Here is a 26866-nt window from a genome sequence, read left to right as displayed (position 1 = left end):
CGCGTCCCCGCGACGTCGCGCCCGTCGCTGCTTACGTTGAGAACATGCAGGCAGACAGCACCACCCCGGCGAACGGCTGGCACGACCCTCCCGGCGACCCCCGCTACCTGCCGATCGGCGAGCACGGGCTGATCGGCGACCTGCGCACGGTCGCGCTCGTGGGCACCAACGGCACCATCGACTGGTACTGCTGCCCTCGTTTCGACGCCCCGTCGGTGTTCGGCTCGCTCCTGGACGCCGACCGGGGCGGCTCGTTCGAGCTGGCCGCGGACATCCCGTACACGACCAAGCAGTTCTACTTCCCCGACACCAACGTCCTGATCACCCGCTTCTTCGCCGACGACGGCGTGGGCGAGATCCAGGACTTCATGCCCATCGAGGGCGGCGCCACCGAGGCCGACCGGCACCGGCTGATCCGGCGCGTCACCTGCGTGCGCGGCGCGCTGCCGTTCCGCGCCCTGGTGGCGCCGCGCTTCGACTACGCCCGCCAGCCGCACACCCTCACGCGGGACGGCGAGCTCACGATCTTCGAGTCGCCGTCGCTCAGCCTCCAGCTCTCCTCCAGCGTCCCCGTCGAGCACGACGACCGCGACGTGCGCACCCGGTTCGTGCTGCGCGAGGGCGAGCGCGCCGTGTTCGCCCTCGACCGGCTCGCGCCCAGCGTCGAACCCCGCGGCTGCCCGCTGGAGGAGGCCGAGCAGCTGTTCACGGCCACGGTCGCGTTCTGGCGCAAATGGCTGTCGGCCTCCCGCTACCGGGGCCGCTGGCGGGAGATCGTGCACCGCTCCGCGCTCACGCTCAAGCTCCTCACCTACGCGCCGACCGGCGGCATCGTCGCCGCGCCCACGACCAGCCTGCCCGAGCAGATCGGCGGGCAGCGCAACTGGGACTACCGGTACGTGTGGGTGCGCGACGCCGCGTTCTGCGTCTACGCCCTGCTCCGCCTCGGCTTCACCGAGGAGGCGGAGGCGTTCATGGACTTCCTGGACAGCAACGTCCGGCTGTCCGGCACCGGCCCCGGCGGGCCGCTGCAGATCATGTACGGCATCGACGGCCGCAGCGAGCTGCCCGAGGAGGAGCTGCCCCACCTGGAGGGCTACCGCGGCTCGCGGCCCGTCCGGATCGGCAACGCCGCCGTCGACCAGCTCCAGCTCGACATCTACGGCGCCCTCATCGACTCCGTGTACCTGTACAACAAGTGGGGCACGCCCATCTCCAGCCGCCGCTGGGACGAGCTGTGCACGCTGGTCAACTGGGTCTGCGACAACTGGGACCAGCCCGACGAGGGCGTCTGGGAGACCCGCGGCGGGCGCAGGAACTTCACCTACTCCCGCCTGATGTGCTGGGTGGCGATCGAGCGCGCCATGCGCGTGGCCGGCCAGCGCGGCCTGCCCGCCGACATCCCGCGCTGGCGCGACAACCGCGACGCCATCTACCGCGACATCATGCAGCACGGCTGGTCGGAGCGGCTGCAGGGGTTCGTGCAGCACTTCGACGACGAGTTGCTCGACGCGGCCGTGCTGATGATGCCGCTGGCGAAGTTCGTCTCGCCGACCGACCCCAAATGGCTGTCCACCCTGGACGCGCTCGGCGACAGCCTCGTCTCCGACTCCCTGGTCTACCGCTACGACCCCGAGCTCAGCCCGGACGGACTGGAGGGCCCGGAGGGCACGTTCTCGATCTGCTCGTTCTGGTACGTCGAGGCGCTGGCCCGGGCGGGCCGCGTCGAGGAGGCCCGCCTGGCCTTCGAGAAGATGCTCACCTACGCCAACCACCTCGGGCTGTACGCCGAGCAGATCGGGCACACGGGCGAGCAGCTCGGCAACTTCCCGCAGGCCTTCACCCATCTGGCGCTCATCAGCGCGGCCTTCAACCTCGATCACGCCCTCGGTTAGGAGCGCTCACGGGTGCGCCGGGGCCGGGGTGTAGATGACCACGTGGAGGTCGGGGTGGTCGGCGGGGGCCAGGCGGTGGTGCTCGTAGCGCAGGACGCCCGCCGCGGGATGGTGGAAGAGCCGTTCGCGGGAGGTGAAGCCCTCGATGCGGTGGTCCTGCCAGGCGGCTCTGAACACCGCGCTGGCCCCGAGGAGGCGCTGGATGACCGGGGTGCGGGCCAGGTCGCCGAGGCGGGGGCCGGCCTCGGCGCGGAACTCGGCGAGGAAGCGGCGGCTGGTGGTCTCCCAGTCGGGCAGGAGGTCGCGGACGTAGGGGTCGGTGAACACCAGCCACAGCAGGTTGCGCTCGCCCGGGTCCACCGTGGCCACGTTCGGGTACAGGGTGGCGTAGGCGGCGTTCCAGCCGGTGATCGTCCAGTCGGGGGCGATGGCGTAGGCGGGGAAGCCGGCCAGCGCGTCCAGCAGGCGCTGCACGTGGCCGGGGGCCGTGCGCCCGGCGTCCGCGGTGGCCGCGGGCAGGGGCGCGTAGCCGGCCAGGGAGAGCATGTAGGCATGCTCGGCCGAGGTCAGGTGCAGGGTGCGGGCGAGGGCGTCGAGGACCTGGCGGGAGGGCTGGATGTCGCGGCCCTGCTCCAGCCAGGTGTACCAGGTCGCGCTGACCCCGGAGAGGGTGGCGACCTCCTCGCGGCGCAGGCCGCCCCTGCGGCGCGGCCCGGGCGGGGGCAGGCCGACGGTGACAGGGTCGAGGGCCGCCCGTCTGGCGCGCAGGAAGCTGCCCAGTGCTCCGCGTCGCTCGGCCGCCGTGTTCATCCGAACCAGGGTAATGCTGGTAGCAGGAGTGCTAGTAGTACGGGCGTCTTCGCCGTACGCCCGCGGGCCGCCAGCATGGCGGCATGCCACAGTTGAGATCACGTACGGTCACCCACGGGCGGAACATGGCCGGCGCCCGCGCCCTGATGCGCGCCTCCGGCGTCCCGGCGGCGGACATCGGCGTCAAGCCGGTCATCGCGGTGGCCAACAGCTTCACCGAGTTCGTGCCCGGCCACACCCATCTGCAGCCGGTGGGGCGCCTCGTCTGCGAGGCCGTCACGGCGGCGGGCGGGATCGCGCGCGAGTTCAACACCATCGCCGTCGACGACGGCATCGCCATGGGCCACGCCGGGATGTTGTACTCGCTGCCGTCGCGGGAGCTGATCGCCGACTCCATCGAGTACATGGTGCAGGCGCACTGCGCCGACGCGCTGGTGTGCGTCTCCAACTGCGACAAGATCACTCCAGGGATGCTGATGGCCGCGCTGCGGCTGAACATCCCCACGGTGTTCGTCTCCGGCGGCCCGATGGAGGGGGGCCGGGCGGTCATGGGCGACGGCACGGTCCGTACCGGGCTGAACCTGATCAGCGCCATGTCCGAGGCCGCCAACCCCGACCTGACGGACGAGGACCTGGCCAGGATCGAGGAGGCGGCCTGCCCCACCTGCGGATCCTGCTCCGGCATGTTCACCGCCAACTCCATGAACTGCCTGCTGGAGGCGCTCGGCCTGGCCCTGCCCGGCAACGGCACCACGCTGGCCACCCACACCGCCCGCCGCGCCCTGTACAAGCAGGCCGGCCGCACCGTGATGGAGCTGGCCACGCGCTACTACGCCAAGGACGACGCCGGCGTGCTGCCCCGCGCGATCGCCTCCCGGGCCGCCTTCGACAACGCCATGGCCCTGGACCTGGCCATGGGCGGCTCCACCAACACCGTGCTGCACCTGCTGGCCGCCGCCCGCGAGGCCGGGCTCGACTTCACGCTGGCCGACATCGAGGCGCGCTCGCGCACGGTGCCGTTCCTGTGCAAGGTCGCCCCCAACGGCCCGTACCTGATGGAGGACGTGCACCGAGCCGGCGGCATCCCCGCCATCCTGGGCGAGCTGCACCGGGCCGGGATGTTGCGGCCCGGCGTGCAGGCCGTGCACGCGGACTCGCTCGACGCGTGGCTGGCCGCCTGGGACGTGCGCGCCGCGTCCCCCTCCCGCGAGGCGGTGGAGCTGTTCCACGCCGCCCCGGGCGGCGCCCGATCGCCGGCCGCGTTCTCTCAGTCGGCCCGGTGGGAGTCCCTCGACCTGGACGCCTCGGCGGGCTGCGTGCGCGACGCCGCGCACGCGTACTCGGCCGACGCGGGCCTCGCGGTGCTGCGCGGCAACCTCGCCCCGGACGGCGCCGTGGTGAAGTCGGCCGGCGTGCCGGCGGTCCTGCACGTCTTCACCGGCCGGGCGGTGGTCACCGAGTCGCAGGAGGAGGCCGTCGAGGCGATCCTGTCCGGGCGGCTGTCACCGGGCGACGTGCTCGTCATCCGCTACGAGGGGCCGCGCGGCGGGCCCGGCATGCAGGAGATGTTGTACCCGACCGCCTACCTCAAGGGCCGGGGCCTGGCCGGGGCGTGCGCGGTGGTCACCGACGGCCGCTTCTCCGGCGGCAGCTCCGGCCTGTCGATCGGCCATGCCTCGCCCGAGGCTGCGGCCGGCGGTGTCCTGGCCCTGGTCGAGGACGGCGACACCATCACCGTCGACCTGCCCGCCCGTGCCCTGCGCCTGGACGTGCCCGAGCAGGAGCTCGCCGCGCGCCGCCACCGCCTGGAGCAGCACGCCGGCTACCGGCCCCGGCATCGCGACCGGCCCCTGTCGGCCGCCCTGCGCGCCTACGCGGCCCTGGCCGAGTCGGCCGACAAGGGCGCCGTACGCGAGATCGCGGGACGCTGAGACCCGGAGGAGCACGACGCTCATGCCGTGGCGGGCCAGGCGAGGTCGTCAACGGCCAGGAAGCGCTCGCCGGCCACGCTCGCGGGCGTCACCCCGGTGTACGCCATGACATCCCGGTGCAGGTGCGACTGGTCGGCGTAGCCGGCGTCGGCCGCGACCCGGGCCGCGCCGACGCCCGCGACCAGGCGGTGGGCGGCGTGGTCGAAGCGGACCAGCTTCACGGCCTGCTTGGGCCGCAGGCCGAGCTGCGCGCGGAACCGGGACCACAGCCGCTTGCGGCTCCACCCGACCTCCTCCGCGAGCCCGTCGACCCGGATCAGGCCCCGGCCGCCGACGATCCGCTCCCAGGCCCAGGCCACCTCCGGGTCGACCGGCGCGCGTGCCTCGTGCCGGCGGGCGAGCAGCGCGTCCGCCAGCGCGAACCGGTCGTCCCACGAGGAGGACGCGGCCAGCCGCTCCAGGATCCGCGGCGCCTCCGGGCCCCACAGATCGTCGAGCGTCACCACGGCGCCGTCGAGCTCGGCCGGGGAGACGCCCAGGACCGCGTGCGCGATCACCGGGGACAGGCGCACCTGCACGCACTCGACGTTCTCGCCCCGCGCCCAGACCGCGCCGCCTGACCCGAACCCGGGCCCGGCCACGAGGCTTCCCAGGTGCCGCCGCCCGGCGGCGCCGTCGAGGACGGCCGAGCCGGCGCCGAACTCCAGCAGCAACGTCACGGCCGGGTGCGGGACCATCCGGAGCGCGTCCAGGTCGCGGACGTGGAACCCGGCCATGGTGACACCGGCCACCCGGCTGGGCCGCCGAGGACTCGCGACGCCCCAAACAGACTCGCCGTGCACGAACGTCCGCACGAATCCATGCTACGCGAGCCGGTCGAGGGGAACATCTGTCCAAGCCAGGCCCGCGCACCGGCGGCGACAGTGACCTCATGCCCCTTCCTGACACGACCGGGACCACCACCGGGACCACGACCACGACCCTGTCCCTGGACGACGGTGACCTGCACGTGTGCCTGGACGGCCCGCGCGACGCCCCCGCACTCCTGCTCGTCCACGGGTCGGCCTCCTCGGTCCGCTCCTGGGATCCGATGGTCCCGCTGCTGACCGGATCCCATCGCGTCCTCCGGATCGACCTGCTCGGTCACGGCCGGTCGGCCAAACCGGACGACCGGAGCTACGCCACCCCCGACCAGGCGCGCCGGGCCGGCGAAGCGCTGGATCGGCTCGGCGTCCGGCAGGCCGTCGTCGCCGGGCACTCCAGCGGCGGCGTGGTCGCCACCGCCCTCGCCGAGCTACGGCCCGGCCTGGTGACCGCGCTGGCGCTGGTCAACACCGGTCCCAGCCTGGACGCGTAGCTGGCGCCGCAGTCCGCCGCCATCGCGCCCGGCGAGTGGCCGCCGGCCGACGAGCGGATCCGCCGGTTCGCGAGCACGGGTTTCAGCCGGCCGGGCTACCAGGTCCCGCAGGAGCTCCTGGACGAGGTGCGCCTCATGACGTACCACACGCTGTCCATGACGATGATGGGCACCACCGAGTACCTGAGGCAGCGGCCGCTCCCGGACCGGCTGGCGGAGCTCGGCAAGCCGGTGCTGGTGATCTTCGGCGAGGACGACCGGAGATGGCGGTCCTCGTCGGCCGCGGACCGCCGCGCTGCTCCTGGCCTTCGCCGCGGTCCACGCCACGCGGGCGGGCTGAGCGGTGCGGCCTGCCTCGGGCGGGCTGAGCGGGCGGCCTGCCTCGGGCGGGCGGCTCGGCGCGGGGCGATGCCGCCGGGTCAGCGCGTCAGGCTCCGGCTCGGCGGCGCGGGCGCCCACGAGGCGAGGATGCGCAGCGCGTCGTACGACGGCGTGCCGGGCTCGGCGGTGAGCACCATGAGGCGCTGCCCGGAGCCGTCGGGGCTGCTCCACGTGTCGCAATCGAGGGTGAGCTCACCGGCCAGCGGATGCCGGTAACGCTTGGTGCCGTAGGTGGCGGTGTTGACGCGGTGCTCGGCCCACCAGGTGCGGAAGTCGGCGTCCCGTACGGACAGCTCGCCGACGAGGCGGGCGAGCTCGGGATCGTCGTGATCGGCGGCGGACTCCATGCGCAGGGCGGCGACGGCGTCGCGGGCGTCGTGCTCCCACTCCAGGTGCATGCCCCGGATGGCCGGGTCGGTGAACAGCAGCCGCACGTAGTTGCGCCCGTCCGCGGGGAGCTGCGCGAAGTCGGTGAACAGGGCTGCGGCGCCGGCGTTCCACTCCAGCACGTCCAGCCGCCTGCCCAGCACGATGGCGGGGGTGGCGGTGAGCTGGTCGAGCAGGCGGCGCATGGCGGGGCGCACGCGCTGCGCGGGCCGGCGCCTGCGCGGCCGGGCGTCGGCCTTGCCGGCCAGCTGGTACAGGTACCGCTGCTGGTCGTCGTCGAGGCGCAGTGCGCGGGCGAGCGTGGCGAGCACCGAGGCGGACGCTCGCACGCGGCCCTGCTCCAGCCGCGTGTAGTAGTCGACGCTGATGGCGGCGAGCTGGGCGACCTCCTCGCGGCGCAGCCCCGCGACCTTGCGCCGGGACCCCTGCTCGGGCAGCCCCAGGTCCTGCGGGGCCAGCTGCGCCCGGCGCGCCTTGAGGAAGGCGCCGAGTTCGCCCGGGCCTGATGTGGTGCTCATGCCTCCATTGTCGGACCTGACGGGTCGAGGCTGAGGGGGCAGGTTTCTTCCCAGGCAGGAACTCGCCGCTTTTGCCCCTCCGGGATCGCGACCACCGTGGACTCGTGCCCGGCGCCGTGCCGGGCGACCACGGACGGAGCACTCCATGTCGAAGATCGACGTCACCTTCCCCAGCGCCGGCCTCCCGCTCGCCGCCCACCTGCACCTTCCCGACGCCCCGGCCGAGGGCCCCCGCCCGGCGATCGTCGTCGGCCACCCCGGCACCGGGGTGAAGGAGCAGGCCGCCGGGCTCTACGCCCGCCTCCTGGCCGAGAGGGGGTTCGTCGCGCTCGCCTACGACGCGGCCTACCAGGGCGAGAGCGGCGGCGAACCCCGCGGCCTGGAGGACCCGGCGCAGCGCGTCGAGGACCTGAAGGCCGCCGTCTCGTGCCTGACCGCTCGCGGCGAGGTGGATCCCGGCCGCATCGGCGTGCTCGGCATCTGCGCCTCGGGCGGCTACGCCCTCGCGGCCACCGCGGGCGACCGCCGCGTCAGGGCACTGGCCACCGTCAGCGCTGTGGACGTCGCCCGCCAGTTCCGGCTGGGCGCCGACGGAACCCAGGACCCGGCCGTGTTCCTCGGCATGCTGGACGCCGCGGCGCACGCCCGTACCGTGGCGGCCCGGGGCGAGGAGCCGCCGGTGCTGGCCCTCTTCCCTGACACCGTCGAGCAGGCCTACGCGCTCGGCGGGGAGCACGGCGCCGAGGGCTTCGAGTACTACCGCACCGAACGCGGGCTGCACCCCCGCTCGGCGGGCTCCCTCACCTGGGACAGCATCGACAGGATGGCCGCCTTCGACGCCTTCGCGCCGATCCCGCTGATCGGGGAACGGCCGCTGCTCATGGTCGCCGGCAGCCGCGCCGTCACGTCCTGGATGAGCGTCGAGGCCTTCCAGCGGGCCACCGGCCCGAAGGAGCTGTGCTGGATCGACGGTGCCAGCCACGTCGATCTCTACGACAGGAAGCAGTACGTGGATCTCGCCGTGGAGCGGATCGCCGGGTTCTTCGGCGAGAACCTCAGCCGGACGGCCTAGCCCGCTGCCGTTCCGCACCGCGAAGGCGGCCGCCCGGCATGGGCGGCCGCCTTCGCGGGTTCTCCGGGTGGTCACTTCAGCAGGCGCTTGCCCAGAAGCTCCTTGCCCTGCTCGGCCCCCTTACGGCTTTCGGCCTGGGCGCGGCGGAAGAAGCTCGCCAGCTCCCCGTCGCCGGCGCGCTCGGCGTCGGCGATGTAGTTCTCCAGCCGCAGCACGTTGCTCAGGCACTGCTCCACGAACCAGATCAGGTTGTAGTCCTTGTCCTGAGTGCCGGTGACCTTGCCAGTCTCCTGGCTTGACGGATCCATGTGTCTCCTCCTAGCCCTTCGACGGTCAGATCCCCCTGCCGGCCCGGCCCCGCCGGGCCGCCTCTGTCCTCCTGCCCATCAGGCACGAGGTATGCCCGCCGGCGCCGGGTGATGACTTTCACCGGGAGGAAATGCCCGCCCCGCCTTGAGCGTTGGCCGGGACATGGGGAACCGTTTCGCGGACGAGAACGTCATCCGTCGTCTCCTCAACGAGGCGCGCACGTGGGCGTTCGTCGGCCTGTCCGACAATCCCGGCCGTACGGCCTACGACCAGGCGGGGCTGCTCAAGTCGCGAGGGCGGCGGATCGTTCCCGTGCATCCCGCCGCCGAGGCCGTGCTGGGCGAGCCCGGCTACGCGTCGCTGGCCGAGGTGCCGGACCACGTGGACGTCGTGGCCGTGTACCGCCGCTCCGAGCATGCCGGGCAGGTGATCGACGAGGCCGTCGCGATCGGCGCCGGCGCGGTCTGGCTGCCCCTGGGCGTGATCGACGAGGCGGCCGGCCTGCGCGCGCTGGACGCCGGCCTCGACGTGGTCATGGACCGCTGCCCCGGGGTCGAATGGGCCCTGCGGCGCCTTGCCTAGGTCTGCCCGCGGCGGATGACCTTGGTGGCCTGCTGCCCCTCCCCCGGCTCCACCGCCGGGCTGCGCGAGGCCGTGGACACCAGCACGTCGGGCGGGTCCTGGCGGTAGAACAGGTCGATGTCGACCTCCTCACCGCCCATGATCAGCGTGTCCCACGCCCCGCTGACCAGCAGCGCGCGCAGGGTCTCCGCCTTCAGCCCGCGCAGGTGGCCGCGGAGCGTGGCGTCGTCCGGCATGCCGGGGATGCGCGGGGCCAGGCGGTCGCGGATCTGCCGCAACCGGGCCAGGAGCGCGTCCAGGTCGGCCTGCGCGTCGTTCCGCTCCGGGGCCTCCGCGATGCCCTGCGCGATCTGGTCCTTGATCGCCCGCGTGACGCCGTCGCCGTCGGTGGTGACCATCGCCTTCCAGGCGCGGCTCTTGTGCCGGTACTGCAGCATCGACATGGCCGCCTCGTGCCGGATGAAGTCCGCGTCCCGGAACGGCCGGGCCCGCCAGCTCTGGCTGAGCGTCCTGGCCAGCGAGATGGCCGAGGCCAGCCCGCTGTTGAGGCCGCGGCCCGGCCAGAAGTGGATCGCGTTGGCGGCGTCGCCGAGCAGGAATCCGTACGTGCCGGGCGTGGTGGCGGTGGGCGCGTGCAGTTGGGCGGTGAAGCGGGGCCGCTGCACCATGTCGAGCCGGAAGGCGGTGACGGCGCTCAGGTTCTCCTCCCGCACCCCGAAGAACCGCAGCCCCTCCATCACCCGCCCCCACAGCGCCGAGCCCCTGACCAGGGCGGGCAGGAACAGCGTGCTGTGCGTCGAGCAGCGGAACTCGCCGTGCTCGGTGCGGTCCATGAGGCACGGGCTGGCGGCCACGCACTGCTCGAACACGCGCCGGACGGGGTCGATGCCGATGACCTCCTCGGCCTCGGCGTCGGTCAGGCGCATGTTGAGGAAGCCCTCGCCGCGCAGGGCGTTCAGGAGGAAGCGGTTCTGCGCGACGGTGAGCAGGACCGTCATGGGGTCCGGCAGGTCGGACCTGACGCGCAGGCCCAGCACGACGTCCCGCACGTGGTGGCCGTCGAGCGAGTAGATGGAGGTGTCGGCCTTGCCGAACTTGGCGGCGAAGTGCTCCCGGGTGCGCGAGCGGCCGCCCTCGCAGATGGCCAGCACGTGGTCCCGCGCGGCGGCCTCCGGGTGCTCGGCGGCGTCGAAGCGCTCAGGGACCAGCCGGATCCGGCCGGGCCGCTCGCCGGCCATCGCCAGCAGCGTGTCCTCGATGTGCGAGATGCGCAGGTTGCGCGGGCTCCGGCCGCGGATCGAGTCGGGGCCGGCCGGCCACATCTCGGTGTACGCGCCGGGGCCGAACAGCCGGGCCTGCACCTTCTCCGGCAGGTTCAGGTACTGGCGGCTCTGCACCGTCACCACCTGCTGCCGCCGGACGTTGCCCTGCTCCTTGCCCTTCCACACGACCCGGTCGCCGTCGCGCATCCAGCGGCCGTCGTACACGGTGACCGCCACCCGCTCGCCCATGAGGTGGTCGAGGAGCAGGGCGAAGCCGAGCCCGACCGGGCCGCCGCCGCTGATCGTGACGCGCAGGACCGCGGCGGGGTCCACCGCGGGCGCCGCCCTCAGGCCGATCTCCCGCATGAGCGCCGGATCCATGATCGTCTCGGCGTCGTCGGACGCCTCGAAGCGGAACATCTCGTCGCCGATCGTGATCAGGTCGCCGGGCCGGAGCTCGTGCCTGGTCACGCGGACGCCGTTGACGAGCGTGCCGTTGCGGCTGCCCAGGTCGTGCAGGACGTACCGGCCCGCCTCGTGCCGCACCTCCGCGTGCGCGCGCGAGGCCCGGCCGCTGGCGATCACGATGCGGCTGTCGTTCCTGCGGCCGAAGGTCATCGGCCGGTCGTCCATCGGATAACGCTGTCCGGACAGCGGGCCGTCACGCCCCACGATCACCGGCGGCATAGGTCACTCCCATTTCCCAGGCCTGTTGACGGAGTTGCGCCCCCAGCGTGAACCGGATCGCCGGAAACGACCGCTGAAAATTACGCACGCCGCGAATATCACCGGTGAAACAGTGGCTCGGGAAAACGGGTGGGCATAATGCGATCAAAGCGCGTACGCGACGCCTTCGGCGCCACGCCTGGGAGGTACGGTGACCCCCGATCCGATCGACGCCTTCGAGCACATCTCGGCCGGATACCATCCGGATCCCGCGCTGTCGATGTCCCTGCACGCCGACGCCTACACGGATCCGCGGTGGGCCGGCGTCGACCAGCGGGCGATCTTCGCCCGCACCTGGCAGTGGCTGTGCCACGTGGAGCGGTTGCGGGAGGCGGGCGCCTACGTGACGGGCACGGTGGCCGGCCTGCCGATCGTGGCCGTCCGCGACGCGGCCGGCACGTTACGGGCGTTCTACAACGTGTGCAAGCACCGGGCGCACGAGCTGCTGTCCGGCTCCGGGGTCCGGCGCAGCATCGTGTGCCCGTACCATGCCTGGACCTTCGACCTGACCGGCCGGCTCAGGCGGGCGCGCAACACCGGCGGCATGCCGGCCTTCGACACCTCCGCGGTGCGCCTCGACCAGATCCGGATCACCGAGTTCGGGGGCATGGTCTACGTCAACCTCGACCCCGCGGCGGCCCCGCTGCGGGAGCAGGCCGGGGAGCTGGAGGCGGAGATCCGGGCGCGGGCTCCGGACGTCGCCAAGCTGACGCTCGCCCGCCGGCTCACCTACGATATCGCCTCCAACTGGAAGAATGTCGTGGACAATTTCCTGGAGTGTTACCACTGCCATGTGGCGCACAAGGATTTCGTGTCCCTGGTGGATATGAGCACGTACCGGGTCACCACCTACGGGATCTACTCCAGCCATATGGCGCAGGCGGGCCGGGCGGGCAATTCCGCCTACGACGTGTCGGGCGCGACGGTCACCGAGCACGCGGTGTGGTGGTTGTGGCCCAACACCTGCCTGCTGCGCTATCCAGGCCGCGGCAACTTCATGGTGTTGCAGATCGTTCCCGACGGGCCGGAGCGCACGCGGGAGACGTGGGACTTCTACCTGGAGGCCGCCGAGCCCGACGAGGCGGAGCTGGACAGCATCCGCTACATCGACGAGGTCCTCCAGAAGGAGGACATCGCCCTGGTGGAGAGCGTCCAGCGCGGCATGCGCACCCCCGCCTTCACCCAGGGGAAGATCGTGCACGACCCCGGCGGGTCGGGGCTGTCCGAGCACGCGGTCCACCACTTCCACGGCCTCGTCCTGGACGCGTACCGGCGCGAGCTGCGCCCCGCCTGAGCGGTCAGTGGTGGTAGGCGTGGATCACGGCGTGGCCCTTGCCCCGCCCGATGATCCACTTGTTGATGGGCGTGGTGACGAGGAAGGCCACGAGCAGCGAGAACGCCAGGGCGCCCCAGAACAGGAAGGAGGCCAGGCCGGAGTCCATCGCGCCGGGGATGATCAGCATGATGCCGTTGTCGACGATCTCCATGACGAGGATCGACAGGGTGTCGGCGGCCAGCGCGAGCCGCAGCGCCGCACGCCACTTCAGGCCCGCGCGGAACAGGCCGCGCAGGGTGAGCGCGTAGCCGAAGACGAACGCCAGGGCGACGGCCAGGAGGATGCTGGGAAGGTCGTGCCAGCCCAGGGCGGTGGCGATCACCATGCCGAGCACCTCGCCGATGGCGCACCCGGTGAGGCAGTGCAGCGTCGCGGACGCCGCCACGCCCCACGTCGCCTTCATCGGCCCATGAGCCGCCCCGTGATGCTGGTCGTGCTCAGCGTGCTCAGGGTGCTCGCCATGCTCACTGTGCTCGCCATGCTCACTGTGCGCGTCGGGACGGGGAGCGGGGGAACCGTGGTCGTGCTCGCCGTGATGCATAGATCCGGACATCGTTACCTTCCAGGCGTTTCATTCGCATTTTAGCGCGGCCCAACTTATACCCCCCATGGGTATGAACGCAATGCCCAGGAGCCCGTCCGGGCGCGGCCGGCGCCCGGACGGGCTCCGCCGGGTCAGAGCCTGCCGAGGATCCTCCGCAGCTGCTCGACCTCGGCCTGCTGCGTGGCCGCCATCGCGCCGGCCAGCTCTTTGGCCCGCGGGTTCGAGCCTGCGGCCTGCTCGGTGCGGGCCATCTCGATGGCGCCCTGGTGATGGGCGATCATCTGTCCCGCGGGCGGGCAGGGCGGATGGCCCGCCCGCGCGTGCGACCGGCCTATACACGCAGGATCGAGAGAGTCGCCAGGCGCCTGGAGGCAGGCTTCGGCGGCGGACGGGCGGGCCGCCGGGCGGACGCGATCGCCCCTCCCCCGCTCTCCGCCCGTCGTCCCGCCCGTGCCCGGGCACCGGTCAGCAGCAGGACGACGAGCGAGATCAGGACGGCCAGGCACACGTCCGTCGGGTCCAAGGGCGGCACGGAGTCGGGCACGAACCCCTCGGCCCCCGCGGCGGCAGCGACGTGGGAGGCCGGGGCGGAGCCGTGACCGCCGCTCGGATGACCCAGGGTGTGCATGCCGCACACGCCCAGGGCGAGGGCTGCGAGCAGGACCGCGCGCGCCAGCCGCATTCCACGGATCGGCCGCACAGGTCCCACCACCCTTCGAGGCAAGCAGCACGTCAGAACGCCAGCAAGCGTACTATCGTTCATCGTAGATGAGAGGAGACGGCGGATGGCACGTGGCCTGGGCGAGCTGGAGTCCACGATCATGGAGCGCATGTGGGCGATCAGGCGGCCCGCCTCGGTGCGGGACGTGCTGGAGCACCTCGAGCAGGGCCGCACCATCGCCTACACGACCGTCATGACCGTGATGGACAAGCTGCACACCAAGGGCCTGCTCAAGCGGAAGTCGGCCGGCCGCGCCTACATCTACGAGACGGTGTCGTCGAAGGAGGCGTACACCGCCGACGTGATGCGCGAGTCCCTGGCCGGCAGCGGCAACAGGGCGGCCACGCTGGTGCACTTCCTGGAGCGGCTCACCCCCGAGGAGGCGGGCGCCCTGGAGGCGGCCCTTCAGGTGTACCCGCCGGGGGGACGCAGCTCATGACGGTGGCGATCGTCCTGGCCCTGTACGGTCTGTGCGCGGCGCTGGCGCTGCCGGGGCTGCTCGGGCGGGGCACCTGGGCCGAGCGCGCGCCGAGGCTGGCGATCGCGCTGTGGCAGGCGGCCGGCGTGTCGGTGGCCGCCTCGGCGGTGCTGTCGGCCTTCGCCGTCGCCGTGCCCGCCTCGGTGGTGGGGCACGGCCTGGCCGACCTGTTCGAGGCCTGCGCCGCGCTGCTTCACGACGAGGTGGCCCTGAGCTCGGCCGGCACCTGGGCGGGCCTGGCCGCCGGCGGTCTTCTCGTGGGCCGGGTCGCCTCGGTGGGGGTGAAGGTCCTGCTGCGCGCCCGCCGCGAGCGTCGCCGGCATGCCGACGCCCTGGCCCTGCTCGGCAAGCACGATCACGAGCTCGACGCGATGGTGGTCGAGTACGACGAGCGCCTGGCGTACTGCCTGCCCGGCCGGAAGGGGCACGCGGTGATCACCACCGGAGCGCTGCGCTCGCTCGCCCCCGAACAGGTCGCCGCGGTGCTCGCGCACGAACAGGCGCATCTGCGCGGGCGGCACCACCTGGCGCTGGCCGGCGCCGAGGCGCTGGCACGGGCGTTCCCCCGCGTCCCCCTGTTCGAGCAGGGGCGCAGGGAGGTCGCGCGCCTGGTGGAGCTGCTGGCCGACGACGTGGCGGCACGCCGTCACCAGCGGGTCCATCTCGCGGCCGCCCTGGTGGGACTCGCGACGGGGCGCGTGCCGGCCTTCGCGCTGGGCGCGGGCGGGGAGACGGCTCTGACCAGGGTCCGGCGGATGTTGCACCCGCACGCCCCGCTGGCCCGCCGGCAGCGCGTCGCGGGACGGCTCGCGGTGACGGCGCTGCTCGCCGGTCCCGCCGCTCTGGCGCTGGCGCCGGGCGTGGCGGCGTTCCTGGCGCACCACTGCCACTCCCTTCTCAGCTGAGGACAGAAGGGGACGGCTCCGCGCCGTTCGACGCGGAGCCGTCCCTGGTCGTGCTACTTGAAGCGGCGCAGGCGCAGGCTGTTGGTGACCACGAAGACGCTGGAGAACGCCATCGCCGCACCCGCGATCATCGGGTTCAGCAGGCCGAGCGCGGCCAGCGGCAGCGCGGCCACGTTGTAGGCGAAGGCCCAGAACAGGTTGCCCTTGATCGTTGACAGCGTGCGCCGCGACAGCCGGATCGCATCCGCCGCCACCCGCAGGTCACCCCGCACCAAGGTCAGATCACTCGCCTCGATGGCGGCATCGGTGCCGGTGCCCATGGCCAGCCCCAGGTCCGCCTGGGCCAGCGCGGCGGCGTCGTTGACACCGTCACCGACCATGGCGACGACCTTGCCCTCGGCCTGCAGCCTCTTGACCACGTCCACCTTGCCGGCGGGCAGCACCTCGGCGATCACCTCGTCGATGCCCACCTCGGCCGCCACCGTCTTGGCGACGGCCTCGTTGTCGCCGGTCAGCAGGACCGGGGTCAGGCCGAGTACACGGAGCTGGGCGATGGCCTCCTTGCTGGTGGGCTTGACCACGTCCGCCACGACGAGCACGGCGCGGGCCTTGCCGTCCCAGCCGACCGCCACCGCGGTGCGGCCGGCGGCCTGGGCCTCGTGCAGGTCCCGCTCCAGGCCGGCGGGAAGGTGCTGGGACCACTCCTCCAGCAGCCGGGGGCGGCCCACCAGGACCGCGTGGCCGTCCACGATGCCCTGCACACCGAGGCCCTCGACGTTGGCGAAGCCCTCGGGCGCCGGGAGCTCGCCGACGCGGGCGGCGGCGCCCTTGGCGACGGCCTGGGCGATCGGGTGCTCTGAGGCGTGTTCCAGCGCGCCGGCCAGGCGCAGCACCTCCTCTTCGCTCTCGCCTTCGGCCACGTGGACGGCGGTGAGGGTCATCCTGCCCTCGGTGACGGTGCCGGTCTTGTCCAGCACGACCGTGTTGATCCTGCGGGTGGACTCCAGCACCTCGGGGCCCTTGATGAGGATGCCGAGCTGGGCGCCGCGGCCGGTGCCGACCAGCAGCGCGGTCGGGGTGGCCAGGCCGAGCGCGCACGGGCAGGCGATGATCAGTACGGCCACCGCGGCGGTGAACGCCGCCCCCACGCCGTCGCCGGTGCCGAGCCAGAAGCCGAGCGTGCCGAGAGCCAGCGCGATCACGATCGGCACGAAGATGCCGGAGATCCGGTCGGCCAGCCGTTGCACCTGGGCCTTGCCGGTCTGCGCGTCCTCCACCAGCCTGGCCATCTGGGCGAGCTGGGTGTCGGCGCCGACCCGGGTAGTGCGGACGATCAGGCGGCCGCCGGCGTTCACCGTCGCGCCGGTCACCGCGTCGCCCGGCCGCACCTCGACCGGGACCGATTCGCCGGTCAGCATCGAGGCGTCCACCGCGGAGGTGCCTTCCTCGACGACGCCGTCGGTGGCGATCTTCTCGCCCGGCCGGACGATGAACCGGTCGCCGACCTTGAGCTGCTCGACGGGGACGCGGCGACCGTCCGCGAGCTCCACGTCCTTGGCGCCCAGCTCCAGCAGGGCCCGCAGCGCCGCCCCGGCGCGGCGCTTGGAGCGGGCCTCGAAGTAGCGCCCGGCCAGGATGAACGCCGTGACGCCTGCCGCGGCCTCCAGGTAGATGTTGCCGGAGCCGTCGGTGCGCTCGATCGTGAACGCGAACGGGTGCGTCATCCCCGGCGTGCCCGCCGTACCGAAGAACAGCGCCCACAACGACCAGCCCAGCGCCGCCAGCGTGCCGATCGAGATCAGCGTGTCCATCGTCGCGGCGCCGTGCCGCAGGTTCGTCCAGGCGGCCTTGTGGAACGGCCAGCCCGCGTACACCACCACCGGTGCGGCCAGCACCAGCGACAGCCACTGCCAGTTCGTGAACTGCAACGGCGGGATCATCGCCATCGCGATCACGGGCACGGCCAGCACCACGGAGGTGATGAGACGGTCGCGCAGCGGCTGGAGCTCATCCTGCGGCTCCTGCTCGGCCTGGTCGGGCTGCGGCGGTGCGGGCAGGGCCGCGGTGTAGCCGGCCTTCTCCACCTCGGCGATGAGCTGCTGGGGGGCGACGCCTTCGGGGAAGGTGACCTTCGCCTTCTCGGTGGCGTAGTTGACCGTCGCGGTGACGCCGTCCATCTTGTTCAGTTTGCGCTCGATGCGGTTGGCGCAGGAGGCGCAGGTCATGCCGCCGATCGAGAGTTCGACGGCGTTCTGCCGGTCGTCGGTGAGCTGGGACATCACCGTTCTCCTTCCTCTCGGTCAGTGGCTGTGGCCATCGTCGTTGTGGCCGCTCGGAGTGGGTGTGGGCTCGGACGCGGGGACCTGGGGTCGCTCACCGGCGCCGACGGTGAAGCCGGCGGTACGGACCTCGCCCTCGTGCTGGAAGTCCAGGAAGAGGCGGTAGTCGCCGGTGCTGGGCACCTCGGCGTAGAAGACGATCTCGGGGCCGGCCTTGGTCCTGCCGTCGCCGGGCTCTCCGTCGGGGTGGACGTGCAGGTAGGCCAGGTCCCGGGCGCGCAGGGCCACCAGGTGGCCGTAGGCGCCGAGGTAGGGCTGCAGGTCGGTGACCGGCTCGCCGTCCTTGCTGACCTTGAGGGTGAGCTTGCTGGACCGGCCGGGGGTCAGCTCGCCGTCGAGGGTGACCTCGTAACCGTCGACCGTCGCCGAGCGGCTCTCCTGCGGGAGCGCCTCGGGCCGGTAGTCGCCGGCCACGGACAGGTCGGCGCCGAGGGTCAGGCCGCTGCCGCCGGTCGGCGCGAAGTCGGCGAAGGCGCGGTACGGCCCGGCCTCGGGCAGGGTCAGCTTGACCGACCACACGCCGTCGGGCGCCATCTCCGGGTGCACGTGCTGGAACGTCTTCAGGTCGCGGGCGGCGACGATGAGATGGAGCTTCTTGTCGTGCTCGACCTGGAAGTCGGTGACCGGCTTGCCGTCGGGGCCGGATACGGCGAAACGAAACTCAGTGGGCTCGCCGGGTTTGATCGTCGTGGTGAGCGGATTGAGGCTGTAGCCGTTCTCGGACACTTGGAGCCCCCCGGGGGTATCGTCCTTCACCTGCTCGGTGGTGTGCTCCCCATGTCCCGCGCTCGCGCTCGCGGTGGGCGCCGTCATCGCGGCGTGGTCCTCGGCCGGAGGGGTTCCGACCGGGCCGACCGCCTTGCCGACGCCCAGGGCTCCGCCGAAGACGACGGCCAGCCCCAGCGCGTACGAGCCGAGCTTCATCGCGGTGTTCACTGGTTCGCCACCTCATAACCGGCCTCTTCGACGGCGGCGACGATCTTCGCCGCGTCCACGGGGCCGTCGCTGTCAACGGTCAGCAGGCCGGAGGCCAGGTCGACCTCGACGCTGGTGACACCGGCCACCTCGCCGACCTCCTCCTTGACGGAGCTGACGCAGTGGCCGCAGGTCATACCCTTGACGGTGTAGGTGGCGGTGCTCATATCGGTCTCTCCTTCAATCCGGATGTCTAGGAACGAACAAGTCGTGCGATGGCGTCGGAGGCCTCCTTGACCTTGGCCTCCGCCTCCGGCCCGCCCTTCTGCGCGGCCTCGGCGACGCAGTGGGCCAGGTGCTCCTCGAGCAGCGACAGGGAGAACGACTTCAGCGCGCTGGTCGCCGCCGACACCTGCGTCAGGATGTCGATGCAGTACTTGTCCTCGTCGACCATCCGCTGCAGGCCGCGGATCTGCCCCTCGATGCGGCGCAGGCGCATCGCGTGGTCCTGCTTGTTCTCGGTGTATCCGGCCATGTCCACCCCTCTCCTCGGTCGGCCGCTCGTAACAACACCATACCCCCCTATGGTATTCCGGGCAACCGCGGGCGGCTCGATCGGGATCGCACGCCATAGATGCCGGCCGTGGCGCGCGTCTGGACAGGCGAGACCAGAGGAGACCCGTTGCATTCCGACTTCGCCGAGTTCGTGGCCACACGATCGGACAGCATGATCAGGCTCGCCTACGTCCTGACCGGCGACCAGCACGCGGCCGAGGACCTGCTGCAGACGGCGCTGGCCAAGACGGTCGCCCACTGGCGCAGGATCCGCACCAACCCCGAGGCCTACGTGCGGCGGGTCATGTACCACGAACAGGTGGGGAGGTGGCGAAGTCCCCGCTGGGGCCGCGAGCGCGTGGTCCAGGAGCTTCCCGAGCGGCCGGTCGGCGACCGTACGGGCGAGGTCGAGACGCGCGTGACGCTCGCGCAGGCGCTGCGGGCCCTGCCGGCGCGCAAGCGCGCGGTGCTCGTCCTGCGCTACTACGAGGACCTGCCCGAGTCCGAGGTGGCCAGGATCATGGGCTGCTCGGTGGGCACCGTGCGCAGCCAGACCCACCAGGCGATCGTCCGGCTCCGCGAGCTGGTCGGCGAACCCGTCACCTTGGAGGCCTGACCGATGAGCACCGTCAACGAGCGCGCGATCGCCGAGGAGCTGCGCCGCATGGCCGCCGGAGCTCGTCCCGCGCCCGACCCGCACACGCTCGTGGCCGGCGCCACGCGACGGCGCCGCCGCAGGTCGTGGACGCTGGCCGGAGCCGCGCTGGCCGCCGCCTGCACGGCCGGCGCGCTCGTCCTCGTCCCCCTGCCCGGCGGCCGGGAGACCGTGGCCTCGCTCGTTCCCACGCTGCCGCCCAACAGCCCGGAGCAACTGCGGGCCGTACGCGACTGCATGCCGGAGGGCGGCCCGTCCGTCAACACGAACCCGAAGTGGCGCGACCCGGCGCACGGCACGGCCGCCGACTTCCGCGTGCTGGCCGAGGCCCGCGACACGTACGGCCGCACCGCGCTGGTCGGCAGCACCAAGGGCTTCGTCCTGTGCACGCCGAGCAAGCAGACGCCCGACCCGCCGGTGTTCACCTACTGGGGCCACGAGGCCCCCGGGAACCTGCGCGGCTTCCCCGGCGACCTCGCCGTGGACGTCTACGAGGCCAAGTACTCCTCCGCGGAGAAGGAGAACTACTTCCGGGTCGTGGCCGGACGGGTGTCGCCCCGGGTCGAGCGGGTGAGCATCACCTGGTCGCCGGGCGAGCGCACGGACGCGAAGGCGAGCGGGGGCTTCTTCGTCGCCAGGCGGATCGCCGGCACGGTGACGCGGAAGGACACCTCCGGCGAGCCGGAGCGATACCTGGACACGCCGCCGGTCACGGTGACCGCGTTCGACGCCGCGGGCGAGGTCGTGGCGCGGGAGCGGAACGTGCGCTTCGCCGAGCGCCACGTCTCCTCGGGTCAGGGCTCCTGAGCCCCCGGTTGCGATCTCATATTTCCATTTGGCAATATGACCACGTGAGCGCCTATGCAGCCCTGGCCGAGCCGCACCGCAGGCAGATTCTCGACCTCCTGCGTGAAGGCGAGCGGCCGGCCGGAGAGCTGGTCGAACGCCTCGACCTCAGCCAGCCCGGCGTGTCCAAGCACCTCAAGGTGCTGCGCGAGGCCGGGCTCGTCGCGGTCCGCATCGAGGGCAAGCAGCGGATGTACTCGCTGCGCCCGGAGCCCCTTGCCGAGGTCGACCAGTGGCTGGCGCCCTATCGGGCGCTCTGGTCGCGACGCCTCGACGCCCTGGAACGACACCTGGAGGAAAATCCATGATCGACGGCACTCTGGAAACGATCGACGGCCGCCCGGCGCTGCGCTTCGAGCGCGTGCTCCCCTACCCGGTCGAGCGCGTGTGGCGGGCCGTCAGCGTCCCGGCTGAGCTCGAACGCTGGTTCCCGGCCGCCGCCGGGTGGACCCCGGCGGCGGGCGAGGTCATCGAGGCCGCCGGCGGCACCGGCGAGGTGACCGAGGTCGACCCGCCCCACCGTCTGGCCTGGACCTTCGCCGGCCAGTCCTACAGCTTCGAGCTCACCCCCGACGGTGACGGCTGCCGCCTGGTGTTCGTCCACGTCATCGACGACCGCGGCCTGTCCGCGCAGACCGCCGCCGGCTGGGAGGCGTACCTGTCGCGGCTGGAGCCTCATCTGGCCGGCGAGTCCGTGTCCGAGATGGAGGCGCACGGGCAGTGGGAGGAGGTCCACGAGCGCTACGCCGAGCGCTTCGGGGTCGATCCCGCGCCGGGCCGGCGCTTCGCGGCGGTGCTACGCGGGGAGGGCGGCGACGCCTGAGCTCGCGCGGCAGGCCCGCACGGGGCCTCAGCGGCGTTCGGCCCCGGCTCGAAGGACCTTCGCCGGTACGGCTTCGGGACCTTCGTCCTTTCGACACCGCTGCCGCACCGGTAGCGTCGAACGCATGATTCGTGTGTTTCTCCTCGACGATCACGAGGTCGTCCGCCGGGGCGTGGCGGCGCTGCTGGACTCCGAGGACGACATCGAGGTGATCGGCGAGGCGGGCACGGCCGAGTCCGCGATCGCGCGCATCCCGGCGCTCACGCCCGACGTGGCGGTGCTGGACGTGCGCCTGCCCGACGGCAACGGCGTGGACGTCTGCCGCGAGGTGCGCTCGCGGGTGCCGGGGCTGGCCTGCCTGATGCTCACCTCGTTCGCCGACGACGACGCGCTGTTCGACGCGGTGATGGCCGGCGCGGCCGGTTACGTGCTCAAGCAGATCCACGGCTCCGACCTGGTGGGCGCCGTGCGCACGGTCGCCTCCGGCCAGTCGCTGCTCGACCCGCAGACCACCGCCGCCATGTTGCAGCGGCTGCGCGACCAGGCCGCCAGGAAGGACCCGCTCGCCGCGCTGACCGAGCAGGAGCGGCAGATCCTCGACCTCATCGGCGAGGGGCTGACCAACCGGCAGATCGGCGAGCGCATGTTCCTGGCCGAGAAGACCGTCAAGAACTACGTCTCCAACCTGCTGTCCAAGCTCGACATGCAGCGCCGCACCCAGGCCGCCGCCCTGGCCGCCCGCCTGCGGGCCGACCGCAGGCACTGATCGGGCCCGGGCCCGCGCGCGGGGCGGCTCCAGCGCCTGCGGAGCGGCAGAGGCTTCAGCGCCTCTGCCGGACGAGGTCGCACAGCGGCGGGGTCAGGACGGCGGCGCCGGCGGCCATGGCCCAGCCCAGCGGCGGGATCCCGGTGAGCGCGAGCATGGCGCCCAGCGGCGGCACCAGCGTGACCAGGGTCTGCAGCGCGGCCGTCCCGATGACGGCGAGCAGCACCGCCTTGCCGTGCCACCAGCCCCGCTCGAACGTCCACCGCCGCGCCCTGGCCACGTAGGCCAGCGTGAGCCGGGCGAACACGAGGGTCAGCACCGCCTGCGTCCTGACCATGGTGTCGTCCCAGCCGAGCCGGCGGGCGACCTCGACGGCCGCGACGACCAGCAGGCCGACGACCAGGGAGCGCGCGCCGATACGGGCCAGCACCCGCCGCGACAGCAGGCCGTCCCGGGCGGGCGTGGTCGCGAGCGGGTCGCCGGGCGCGCGGTCGACGCCCAGGGCGATGGCGGGGATGCCGTCGAGCACCAGGTTGATCCAGAGCAGGTGCACCGGCAGCAGCGGGATGACCAGGTCGGGCCAGAGGAACAGGCCGACGAGCACGAGGAAGATCTCCGCCAGGTTGCCCGCCAGCAGGTAGCCGATCATGGAAGCGACGTTGTGGTGCAGGCGGCGGCCCTCGCGCACCCCGGTGACGATGGTGCCCAGCTCGCCGTTGGTGACGACCACGGCCGCCGCCTCGCGGGCGACGTCGGTGCCCTCCTCCCCCGCCATCGCCACCCCGACGTCCGCGTGCCGCAGGGCCGGGGCGTCGTTGACGCCGTCGCCGGTCATCGCGACGATCTCGCCGCCCTCGCGCAGGGCGTGGACGAGGTCGAGCTTGGTCGCCGGATCGACGCGCGCCAGAACGCCCGCCTCGCGCAGCCGGTCGGCGCGGTCCGCGCCGTCCAGGCCCGCGCCCGTCACCACCGGCTCCGGCTCGATGCCGACCTCCTCGGCCACGGCGCGGGCGGTGTCGGCGTGGTCGCCGGTCACCATGATCACCCGGATGCCGCCGCGTCGCGCGTCCGCCACCGCCTGCCCGGCCGACGGGCGGATCTCGTCGCTCAGCCCGACCAGGCCGACCGGCCGCAGCCCGGTCGCGTCCAGGTCGGCGGTGTCGCCCTCGGCCAGCGCCAGCACCCGCAAGCCGCGCCTGGCCAGCTCCGGCACCGCCCCGGCCAGCCGGTCGGCCTCCGGCCCCGGCGAGCAGCGGGCCAGCACCACCTCCGGGGCGCCCTTCACGGTCAGCACCGGGCCGGGCGTGACCACGGCCATCGACCGGGTGTCGGCGTCGAAGGGCCGGGTGGCCGAACGCGGCTCGTCCGGGCGTGCCCCGTGATCGGCGGCGGCGGTCAGCAGCGCGACGTCCACCGCGTCGCCGAGCCCGTCCCGGGCGTCGTTGCAGCGTGCGGCGGCCCGCCACAGATCCGCACCGGGCGTGAGGACGTGGTCGGCCACGGCCAGCCGGCCGGTGGTGAGCGTGCCGGTCTTGTCGGAGGCGATGACCGTGGTGGCGCCGAGCGCCTGGATCGCCGACAGGCGCCGTACGATCACGCCGAGCCCGGCCATGCGCTGCGAGCCGAGCGCGAGCGCGGTGGTGACGGCCGCAGCCATGCTCTCCGGCACGGCCGCGATGGCCAGCGCCACCCCGGCCAGGACCAGCTCGAACGGCTCGATGCCGCCCCTGGTGAAGCCGAGCACCACCATGACGACGCCCGCGACGACGGCCAGCACCCCGATGCGCCTGGACACCCGGGCCAGCTCCACCTCCAGGGGCCCCTTCACGTGGCCTTGCAGCGCGGAGGCGATGGCGCCCATCTGGGTCCGGGCGCCGGTGGCGGTGACGACCGCCACGCCGGAGCCGCGCACGACCATGGTCCCGGAGAACAGCTCGCCGTCGCGGTCACCCAGCGGCCCGCCGGCGTGCCCGCCGGCCCGCTTGCCCGCCGAACGCGACTCGCCCGTCAGCATCGACTCGTTGGCCGCCAGCGAGGCCGCCTCGGCCACCCGGGCGTCGGCGGGCACCCGGTCGCCCGCCGCCACCTCGATCACGTCCCCGGGCACCACCTCGGCCGCCGCGATCCGCCGCACGGCGCCGCCGCGCCGGACCTTGGCCATCGGCGCGGTCAGCGTCCGCAGGGCGCGGACCGCCTGCTCGGCCTTGACCTCCTGCGTCACGCCGATGATGACGTTGACCAGCAGGATGGCCAGGATCGCCGACCCCTCGGGCACCTCGCGCAGGACGGCGAGCGTGACCAGGCCGGCGATCAGCAGCAGGACCGACAGCGGGTCGGCGAGCTGGCGCGCCGCCCGGGCCGTCAGGGACGGGCGCTTCGCCTCCGGCAGCTCGTTGCGCCCGTGGACGGACAGCAGCCGCGCGGCCTCGTCGTCGGCGAGCCCGGGCGGGGCGGGCGTGGGAGCGTGCATGACCTCACTAGATCATCGGCGGCGTGGCCTGCGCGTGAGCCGAAGGCCCTCACTCCATGGGACCTTCGGCCCGCACCCTGTGTCAAGCAACCATGACGGTGGGTGACGGATCGCGTCATCCGGCGCTGAGGGCGTCAGCGAGGGCTCGGTCCATGCGGTTTCTCCTCGATGTGCGCGGGTTCAGCGACCGGCGTCGGTCACCTGGGCGGCCGTGACGGCGACGGTGGTGACGATGTCGGCCACGGTGGCGCCGCGGGACAGGTCGTTGACCGGCTTGCGCAGCCCCTGCAGCACCGGACCGACCGCGACGGCGCCGGCGCTGCGCTGGACGCCCTTGTAGAGGGTGTTGCCGGTGTTGAGGTCGGGCACCACGAAGACCGTGGCGCGGCCGGCCACCTGGCTGCCGGGCATCTTGGTGCGGGCCACGGCGGGGTCGATCGCGGCGTCGTACTGGATCGGGCCCTCCACCTCCAGGTCCGGGCGGCGCTCGCGGACCAGCTCGGTGGCGGCGCGCACCTTGTCGACGTCGGCGCCGGCGCCCGAGGCGCCCGTCGAGTACGACAACATGGCGATCCTCGGCTCGACGCCGAACAGGGCCGCGGTGCCGGCCGAGGCGATCGCGATGCCGGCGAGCTGCTCGGCGCTCGGGTCCGGGTTGACCGCGCAGTCGCCGTAGACCAGCACCCGATCGGCCAGGCACATGAAGAACACGCTGGAGACCAGGCCCAGGCGCAGGATCTCGAACGCCGGCCTGATCGTGTGCGCGGTGGTGTGCGCCGCGCCGGACACCATGCCGTCGGCCATCCCGGTGTGCACCATGAGCGTGCCGAAGTAGGAGACGTCGGTGACGGTGTCGCGGGCCAGCTCGACGTTCATGCCCTTGTGCGCCCGGGCGGCGGCGTACTCGCGGGCGAACCGCTCGCGCAGCTCCGCGTCGAACGGGCTGAGCACCCGGGCGTCGTCCAGGTCGAGGCCGAGCTGGGCGGCCTGGACGCGGATGCGTTCCTCGTCGCCGAGCAGGGTGAGCTCGGCCACGCCGCGGCGCAGCAGGATGTCGGCGGCGCGCAGGATGCGCGGCTCCTCGCCCTCGGGCAGCACGATGTGCCTGCGCCGGGCGCGGGCCCGGTCCAGCAGCTCGTACTCGAACATGAGGGGCGTGACGACGTCGGTCTTGGCGATGTCCAGCCGCTCCAGCAGCAGGGCGCCGTCCACGTGCTCGGCGAACAGCCGCACGGCCGTGTCGGTCTTGCCGCCCGCCTCGGGCGTGAACCGGCCCTCCACCGCCGACAGCCGGGTCGCGGTGTCGAAGGTGTCGTGGTCGGTGGCGACCACCGGCAGCGGGATCGTCATGCCGCGCAGTAGGCGCTCGACGGGGGCGGGCAGGTCGGTGCCACCGGTGAGCACGACGGCCGACAGGGCGGGGAAGCCCGGCGACGTGTGCGCCGCGATCAGGCCCGGCAGCAGCGCGGCGGCCCGGTCGGACGGGATGATCACCGCCGCGCCCTCGGTGAGGCGGTCCAGGATGCCGGGCAGCGACATCGCGCCCACCATCAGCGTGCTCGCCTCCCGGCCGAGCCCGTCGCGCTCGCCCAGGTAGAACCGGCCGTCGCAGGCGTCCGCCAGGTCGGCCACCGTGGGCGCGCGCAGCGAGGGGGCCTCCGGCAGCACGAACACCGGTGTCGGGTGCGCGACCGTGAGCCGCCCGGGCGCGCGGGTGACCACGACCGCGAGCTCGCGGGCGTGATGGTGGGCCAGCTCCCTGGCCGACAGCTCGACCGCCGCGGCGATCTGCGCGGCCGTGCGGCCCCTGCCGCTCACCACGTTGACCACCGGCGTGCCCAGGTCGGCCGCCAGCCGGGCGTTGAACCCGAACTCCGTCGGCGCCCCCACGTCGGTGTAGTCGGTGCCGACCACCACCACCGCGTCGCACCGCCCGGCGAGCGCGCGGAAGCGGGCCACGACGTCGCCCGCGGCGCGATCCACGTCGGCGTGCACGTCGTCATAGGTGACGCCCGCGTACGCCTCGTAGGGCAGGGCGAGCTGGAACCTGCTGCGGATGGTGTTGACCAACGCGTCCTCGCGTCCGGACCGGACCACCGGCCGGAACACGCCCACGGTCTCCACCTGCCGGGACAGCAGCTCCACCAGGCCCAGCGCGACGGTCCCCTTGTTGCTTCCCGCCTCGCCCGCGGCGACGTACACAGCACGTGTCATGCCCCTCATTGTTCTCGCCTCCGGCAGTCCCTTCGCCGCGGGGCCCCGGGCGGGGCTCCGGCGGGCAGG

27 protein-coding genes are annotated in these 26866 nt (G+C 73.1%); 13 read left to right on the top strand and 14 right to left on the bottom strand.

The window, feature by feature from the left end; all coding sequences use genetic code 11:
• Positions 1 to 44: 44 nt before the first annotated feature.
• Positions 45 to 1895, top strand: coding sequence for a glycoside hydrolase family 15 protein (locus tag HD597_RS15740; protein ID WP_253742942.1), 1851 nt, complete (start codon positions 45 to 47; stop codon positions 1893 to 1895).
• 6 nt (positions 1896 to 1901) lie between these two features.
• Here HD597_RS15740 and HD597_RS15735 read toward each other — a convergent pair whose 3' ends face one another.
• Positions 1902 to 2705 carry a helix-turn-helix transcriptional regulator gene (locus HD597_RS15735; protein WP_253742941.1) on the bottom strand — a complete coding sequence of 268 codons (804 nt, stop codon included), beginning with the start codon at positions 2703 to 2705 and terminating at the stop codon, positions 1902 to 1904.
• 83 nt (positions 2706 to 2788) lie between these two features.
• On the opposite strand from HD597_RS15735, the gene ilvD reads away from it, so the two are divergent.
• Positions 2789 to 4636 carry a dihydroxy-acid dehydratase gene (gene ilvD, locus HD597_RS15730; RefSeq protein WP_253742940.1) on the top strand — a complete coding sequence of 616 codons (1848 nt, stop codon included), beginning with the start codon at positions 2789 to 2791 and terminating at the stop codon, positions 4634 to 4636.
• 20 nt (positions 4637 to 4656) lie between these two features.
• Here ilvD and HD597_RS15725 read toward each other — a convergent pair whose 3' ends face one another.
• Positions 4657 to 5490: a helix-turn-helix domain-containing protein gene (locus HD597_RS15725; RefSeq protein WP_253742939.1), complete on the bottom strand. Its 834-nt coding sequence runs from the start codon at positions 5488 to 5490 to the stop codon at positions 4657 to 4659.
• Positions 5491 to 5567: 77 nt separating this feature from the next.
• Between HD597_RS15725 and HD597_RS15720 the strand changes: the two genes are divergently transcribed.
• Complete coding sequence (locus HD597_RS15720) at positions 5568 to 5993, top strand: alpha/beta fold hydrolase (RefSeq protein WP_253742938.1); 426 nt, start codon at positions 5568 to 5570, stop codon at positions 5991 to 5993.
• A 419-nt stretch (positions 5994 to 6412) separates the two neighbouring features.
• Here the strand turns inward: HD597_RS15720 and HD597_RS15715 are convergent, their stop codons facing one another.
• Entirely contained in the window at positions 6413 to 7279 is an 867-nt protein-coding gene (locus HD597_RS15715) for a helix-turn-helix domain-containing protein (RefSeq protein ID WP_253742937.1), read from the bottom strand.
• Between the two features lie 145 nt (positions 7280 to 7424).
• Between HD597_RS15715 and HD597_RS15710 the strand changes: the two genes are divergently transcribed.
• A complete protein-coding gene (locus HD597_RS15710) occupies positions 7425 to 8351 on the top strand; it encodes an alpha/beta hydrolase (protein ID WP_253742936.1) in 927 nt (308 codons plus the stop codon).
• Between the two features lie 71 nt (positions 8352 to 8422).
• Here HD597_RS15710 and HD597_RS15705 read toward each other — a convergent pair whose 3' ends face one another.
• The gene (locus HD597_RS15705) at positions 8423 to 8659 is read right to left on the bottom strand and encodes a hypothetical protein (protein ID WP_253742935.1); all 237 of its coding nucleotides are present in this window, start codon (positions 8657 to 8659) and stop codon (positions 8423 to 8425) included.
• A 163-nt stretch (positions 8660 to 8822) separates the two neighbouring features.
• On the opposite strand from HD597_RS15705, the gene HD597_RS15700 reads away from it, so the two are divergent.
• Positions 8823 to 9242, top strand: a complete 420-nt coding sequence (locus tag HD597_RS15700; protein WP_253742934.1) for a CoA-binding protein — start codon at positions 8823 to 8825, stop codon at positions 9240 to 9242.
• On the opposite strand, the gene HD597_RS15695 is transcribed toward HD597_RS15700, so the two are convergent.
• Positions 9239 to 11191, bottom strand: a complete 1953-nt coding sequence (locus HD597_RS15695; protein WP_253742933.1) for an FHA domain-containing protein — start codon at positions 11189 to 11191, stop codon at positions 9239 to 9241. The genes HD597_RS15700 and HD597_RS15695 overlap by 4 nt on opposite strands.
• 190 nt (positions 11192 to 11381) lie before the next feature.
• On the opposite strand from HD597_RS15695, the gene HD597_RS15690 reads away from it, so the two are divergent.
• Positions 11382 to 12524: an aromatic ring-hydroxylating oxygenase subunit alpha gene (locus tag HD597_RS15690; protein ID WP_253742932.1), complete on the top strand. Its 1143-nt coding sequence runs from the start codon at positions 11382 to 11384 to the stop codon at positions 12522 to 12524.
• A gap of 4 nt (positions 12525 to 12528) precedes the next feature.
• On the opposite strand, the gene HD597_RS15685 is transcribed toward HD597_RS15690, so the two are convergent.
• The 3 genes from HD597_RS15685 to HD597_RS15675 form a co-directional block, all read right to left on the bottom strand.
• Positions 12529 to 12969, bottom strand: a complete 441-nt coding sequence (locus HD597_RS15685; RefSeq protein WP_253742931.1) for a DUF4396 domain-containing protein — start codon at positions 12967 to 12969, stop codon at positions 12529 to 12531.
• A 272-nt stretch (positions 12970 to 13241) separates the two neighbouring features.
• Positions 13242 to 13391 (bottom strand): DUF305 domain-containing protein, encoded by a 150-nt coding sequence (locus HD597_RS15680; RefSeq protein ID WP_253742930.1) that lies wholly within the window; start codon positions 13389 to 13391, stop codon positions 13242 to 13244.
• 50 nt (positions 13392 to 13441) lie between these two features.
• Positions 13442 to 13810: a hypothetical protein gene (locus HD597_RS15675; RefSeq protein WP_253742929.1), complete on the bottom strand. Its 369-nt coding sequence runs from the start codon at positions 13808 to 13810 to the stop codon at positions 13442 to 13444.
• 85 nt (positions 13811 to 13895) lie between these two features.
• Here HD597_RS15675 and HD597_RS15670 point away from each other — a divergent pair, with 85 nt between their 5' ends.
• A complete protein-coding gene (locus tag HD597_RS15670) occupies positions 13896 to 14270 on the top strand; it encodes a BlaI/MecI/CopY family transcriptional regulator (RefSeq protein ID WP_253742928.1) in 375 nt (124 codons plus the stop codon).
• Positions 14267 to 15214, top strand: coding sequence for a M56 family metallopeptidase (locus HD597_RS15665; protein WP_253742927.1), 948 nt, complete (start codon positions 14267 to 14269; stop codon positions 15212 to 15214). The genes HD597_RS15670 and HD597_RS15665 overlap by 4 nt, the downstream gene beginning before the upstream one ends.
• A 53-nt stretch (positions 15215 to 15267) precedes the next feature.
• On the opposite strand, the gene HD597_RS15660 is transcribed toward HD597_RS15665, so the two are convergent.
• Genes HD597_RS15660 through HD597_RS15645 form a run of 4 tightly spaced genes read right to left on the bottom strand, consistent with a single transcriptional unit; the run spans position 15268 to position 19003 of the window.
• On the bottom strand, positions 15268 to 17493 hold the full coding sequence (locus HD597_RS15660) for a heavy metal translocating P-type ATPase (protein ID WP_253742926.1): 2226 nt from the start codon (positions 17491 to 17493) through the stop codon (positions 15268 to 15270).
• Positions 17494 to 17514: 21 nt separating this feature from the next.
• Positions 17515 to 18489 (bottom strand): DUF8832 domain-containing protein, encoded by a 975-nt coding sequence (locus HD597_RS15655; protein WP_253742925.1) that lies wholly within the window; start codon positions 18487 to 18489, stop codon positions 17515 to 17517.
• A complete protein-coding gene (locus HD597_RS15650) occupies positions 18486 to 18695 on the bottom strand; it encodes a heavy-metal-associated domain-containing protein (protein WP_253742924.1) in 210 nt (69 codons plus the stop codon). The genes HD597_RS15655 and HD597_RS15650 overlap by 4 nt, the downstream gene beginning before the upstream one ends.
• 26 nt (positions 18696 to 18721) lie before the next feature.
• Positions 18722 to 19003: a metal-sensitive transcriptional regulator gene (locus tag HD597_RS15645; protein ID WP_253742923.1), complete on the bottom strand. Its 282-nt coding sequence runs from the start codon at positions 19001 to 19003 to the stop codon at positions 18722 to 18724.
• A gap of 147 nt (positions 19004 to 19150) precedes the next feature.
• On the opposite strand from HD597_RS15645, the gene HD597_RS15640 reads away from it, so the two are divergent.
• From HD597_RS15640 to HD597_RS15620, 5 genes are all read left to right on the top strand, one after another.
• Positions 19151 to 19639 (top strand): SigE family RNA polymerase sigma factor, encoded by a 489-nt coding sequence (locus HD597_RS15640; protein WP_253742922.1) that lies wholly within the window; start codon positions 19151 to 19153, stop codon positions 19637 to 19639.
• 3 nt (positions 19640 to 19642) lie between these two features.
• Positions 19643 to 20485 (top strand): hypothetical protein, encoded by an 843-nt coding sequence (locus tag HD597_RS15635; protein WP_253742921.1) that lies wholly within the window; start codon positions 19643 to 19645, stop codon positions 20483 to 20485.
• Between the two features lie 44 nt (positions 20486 to 20529).
• On the top strand, positions 20530 to 20832 hold the full coding sequence (locus tag HD597_RS15630; RefSeq protein ID WP_253742920.1) for an ArsR/SmtB family transcription factor: 303 nt from the start codon (positions 20530 to 20532) through the stop codon (positions 20830 to 20832).
• On the top strand, positions 20829 to 21347 hold the full coding sequence (locus HD597_RS15625; protein WP_253742919.1) for an SRPBCC domain-containing protein: 519 nt from the start codon (positions 20829 to 20831) through the stop codon (positions 21345 to 21347). Before HD597_RS15630 ends, HD597_RS15625 begins: the two co-directional genes overlap by 4 nt.
• A 124-nt stretch (positions 21348 to 21471) precedes the next feature.
• Positions 21472 to 22113 (top strand): response regulator transcription factor, encoded by a 642-nt coding sequence (locus HD597_RS15620; RefSeq protein WP_253742918.1) that lies wholly within the window; start codon positions 21472 to 21474, stop codon positions 22111 to 22113.
• Positions 22114 to 22168: 55 nt separating this feature from the next.
• Here HD597_RS15620 and HD597_RS15615 read toward each other — a convergent pair whose 3' ends face one another.
• On the bottom strand, positions 22169 to 24583 hold the full coding sequence (locus HD597_RS15615) for a cation-translocating P-type ATPase (protein ID WP_253742917.1): 2415 nt from the start codon (positions 24581 to 24583) through the stop codon (positions 22169 to 22171).
• A gap of 180 nt (positions 24584 to 24763) precedes the next feature.
• Positions 24764 to 26797: a phosphate acetyltransferase gene (pta, locus tag HD597_RS15610; RefSeq protein WP_253742916.1), complete on the bottom strand. Its 2034-nt coding sequence runs from the start codon at positions 26795 to 26797 to the stop codon at positions 24764 to 24766.
• Between the last annotated feature and the right edge of the window lie 69 nt (positions 26798 to 26866).

The organism is Nonomuraea thailandensis (assembly GCF_024172165.1).
Classification (GTDB): Bacteria; Actinomycetota; Actinomycetes; order Streptosporangiales; family Streptosporangiaceae; genus Nonomuraea; species Nonomuraea thailandensis.
The sequence above is the reverse complement of the archived record's forward strand: the minus strand, read 5'-3'. Positions and strand labels throughout refer to the sequence as shown.

Coding starts and splice junctions, on each gene's coding strand:
- HD597_RS15740 (WP_253742942.1), top strand. CDS start 45: ATGCAGGCAGACAGCACCACCCCGGCGAACGGCTGGCACGACCCTCCC.
- HD597_RS15735 (WP_253742941.1), bottom strand. CDS start 2,705: ATGAACACGGCGGCCGAGCGACGCGGAGCACTGGGCAGCTTCCTGCGC.
- ilvD (WP_253742940.1), top strand. CDS start 2,789: ATGCCACAGTTGAGATCACGTACGGTCACCCACGGGCGGAACATGGCC.
- HD597_RS15720 (WP_253742938.1), top strand. CDS start 5,568: ATGCCCCTTCCTGACACGACCGGGACCACCACCGGGACCACGACCACG.
- HD597_RS15715 (WP_253742937.1), bottom strand. CDS start 7,279: ATGAGCACCACATCAGGCCCGGGCGAACTCGGCGCCTTCCTCAAGGCG.
- HD597_RS15710 (WP_253742936.1), top strand. CDS start 7,425: ATGTCGAAGATCGACGTCACCTTCCCCAGCGCCGGCCTCCCGCTCGCC.
- HD597_RS15705 (WP_253742935.1), bottom strand. CDS start 8,659: ATGGATCCGTCAAGCCAGGAGACTGGCAAGGTCACCGGCACTCAGGAC.
- HD597_RS15700 (WP_253742934.1), top strand. CDS start 8,823: ATGGGGAACCGTTTCGCGGACGAGAACGTCATCCGTCGTCTCCTCAAC.
- HD597_RS15695 (WP_253742933.1), bottom strand. CDS start 11,191: ATGCCGCCGGTGATCGTGGGGCGTGACGGCCCGCTGTCCGGACAGCGT.
- HD597_RS15685 (WP_253742931.1), bottom strand. CDS start 12,969: ATGAAGGCGACGTGGGGCGTGGCGGCGTCCGCGACGCTGCACTGCCTC.
- HD597_RS15680 (WP_253742930.1), bottom strand. CDS start 13,391: ATGATCGCCCATCACCAGGGCGCCATCGAGATGGCCCGCACCGAGCAG.
- HD597_RS15670 (WP_253742928.1), top strand. CDS start 13,896: ATGGCACGTGGCCTGGGCGAGCTGGAGTCCACGATCATGGAGCGCATG.
- HD597_RS15665 (WP_253742927.1), top strand. CDS start 14,267: ATGACGGTGGCGATCGTCCTGGCCCTGTACGGTCTGTGCGCGGCGCTG.
- HD597_RS15660 (WP_253742926.1), bottom strand. CDS start 17,493: ATGTCCCAGCTCACCGACGACCGGCAGAACGCCGTCGAACTCTCGATC.
- HD597_RS15650 (WP_253742924.1), bottom strand. CDS start 18,695: ATGAGCACCGCCACCTACACCGTCAAGGGTATGACCTGCGGCCACTGC.
- HD597_RS15645 (WP_253742923.1), bottom strand. CDS start 19,003: ATGGCCGGATACACCGAGAACAAGCAGGACCACGCGATGCGCCTGCGC.
- HD597_RS15635 (WP_253742921.1), top strand. CDS start 19,643: ATGAGCACCGTCAACGAGCGCGCGATCGCCGAGGAGCTGCGCCGCATG.
- HD597_RS15625 (WP_253742919.1), top strand. CDS start 20,829: ATGATCGACGGCACTCTGGAAACGATCGACGGCCGCCCGGCGCTGCGC.
- HD597_RS15620 (WP_253742918.1), top strand. CDS start 21,472: ATGATTCGTGTGTTTCTCCTCGACGATCACGAGGTCGTCCGCCGGGGC.
- HD597_RS15615 (WP_253742917.1), bottom strand. CDS start 24,583: ATGCACGCTCCCACGCCCGCCCCGCCCGGGCTCGCCGACGACGAGGCC.
- pta (WP_253742916.1), bottom strand. CDS start 26,797: ATGACACGTGCTGTGTACGTCGCCGCGGGCGAGGCGGGAAGCAACAAG.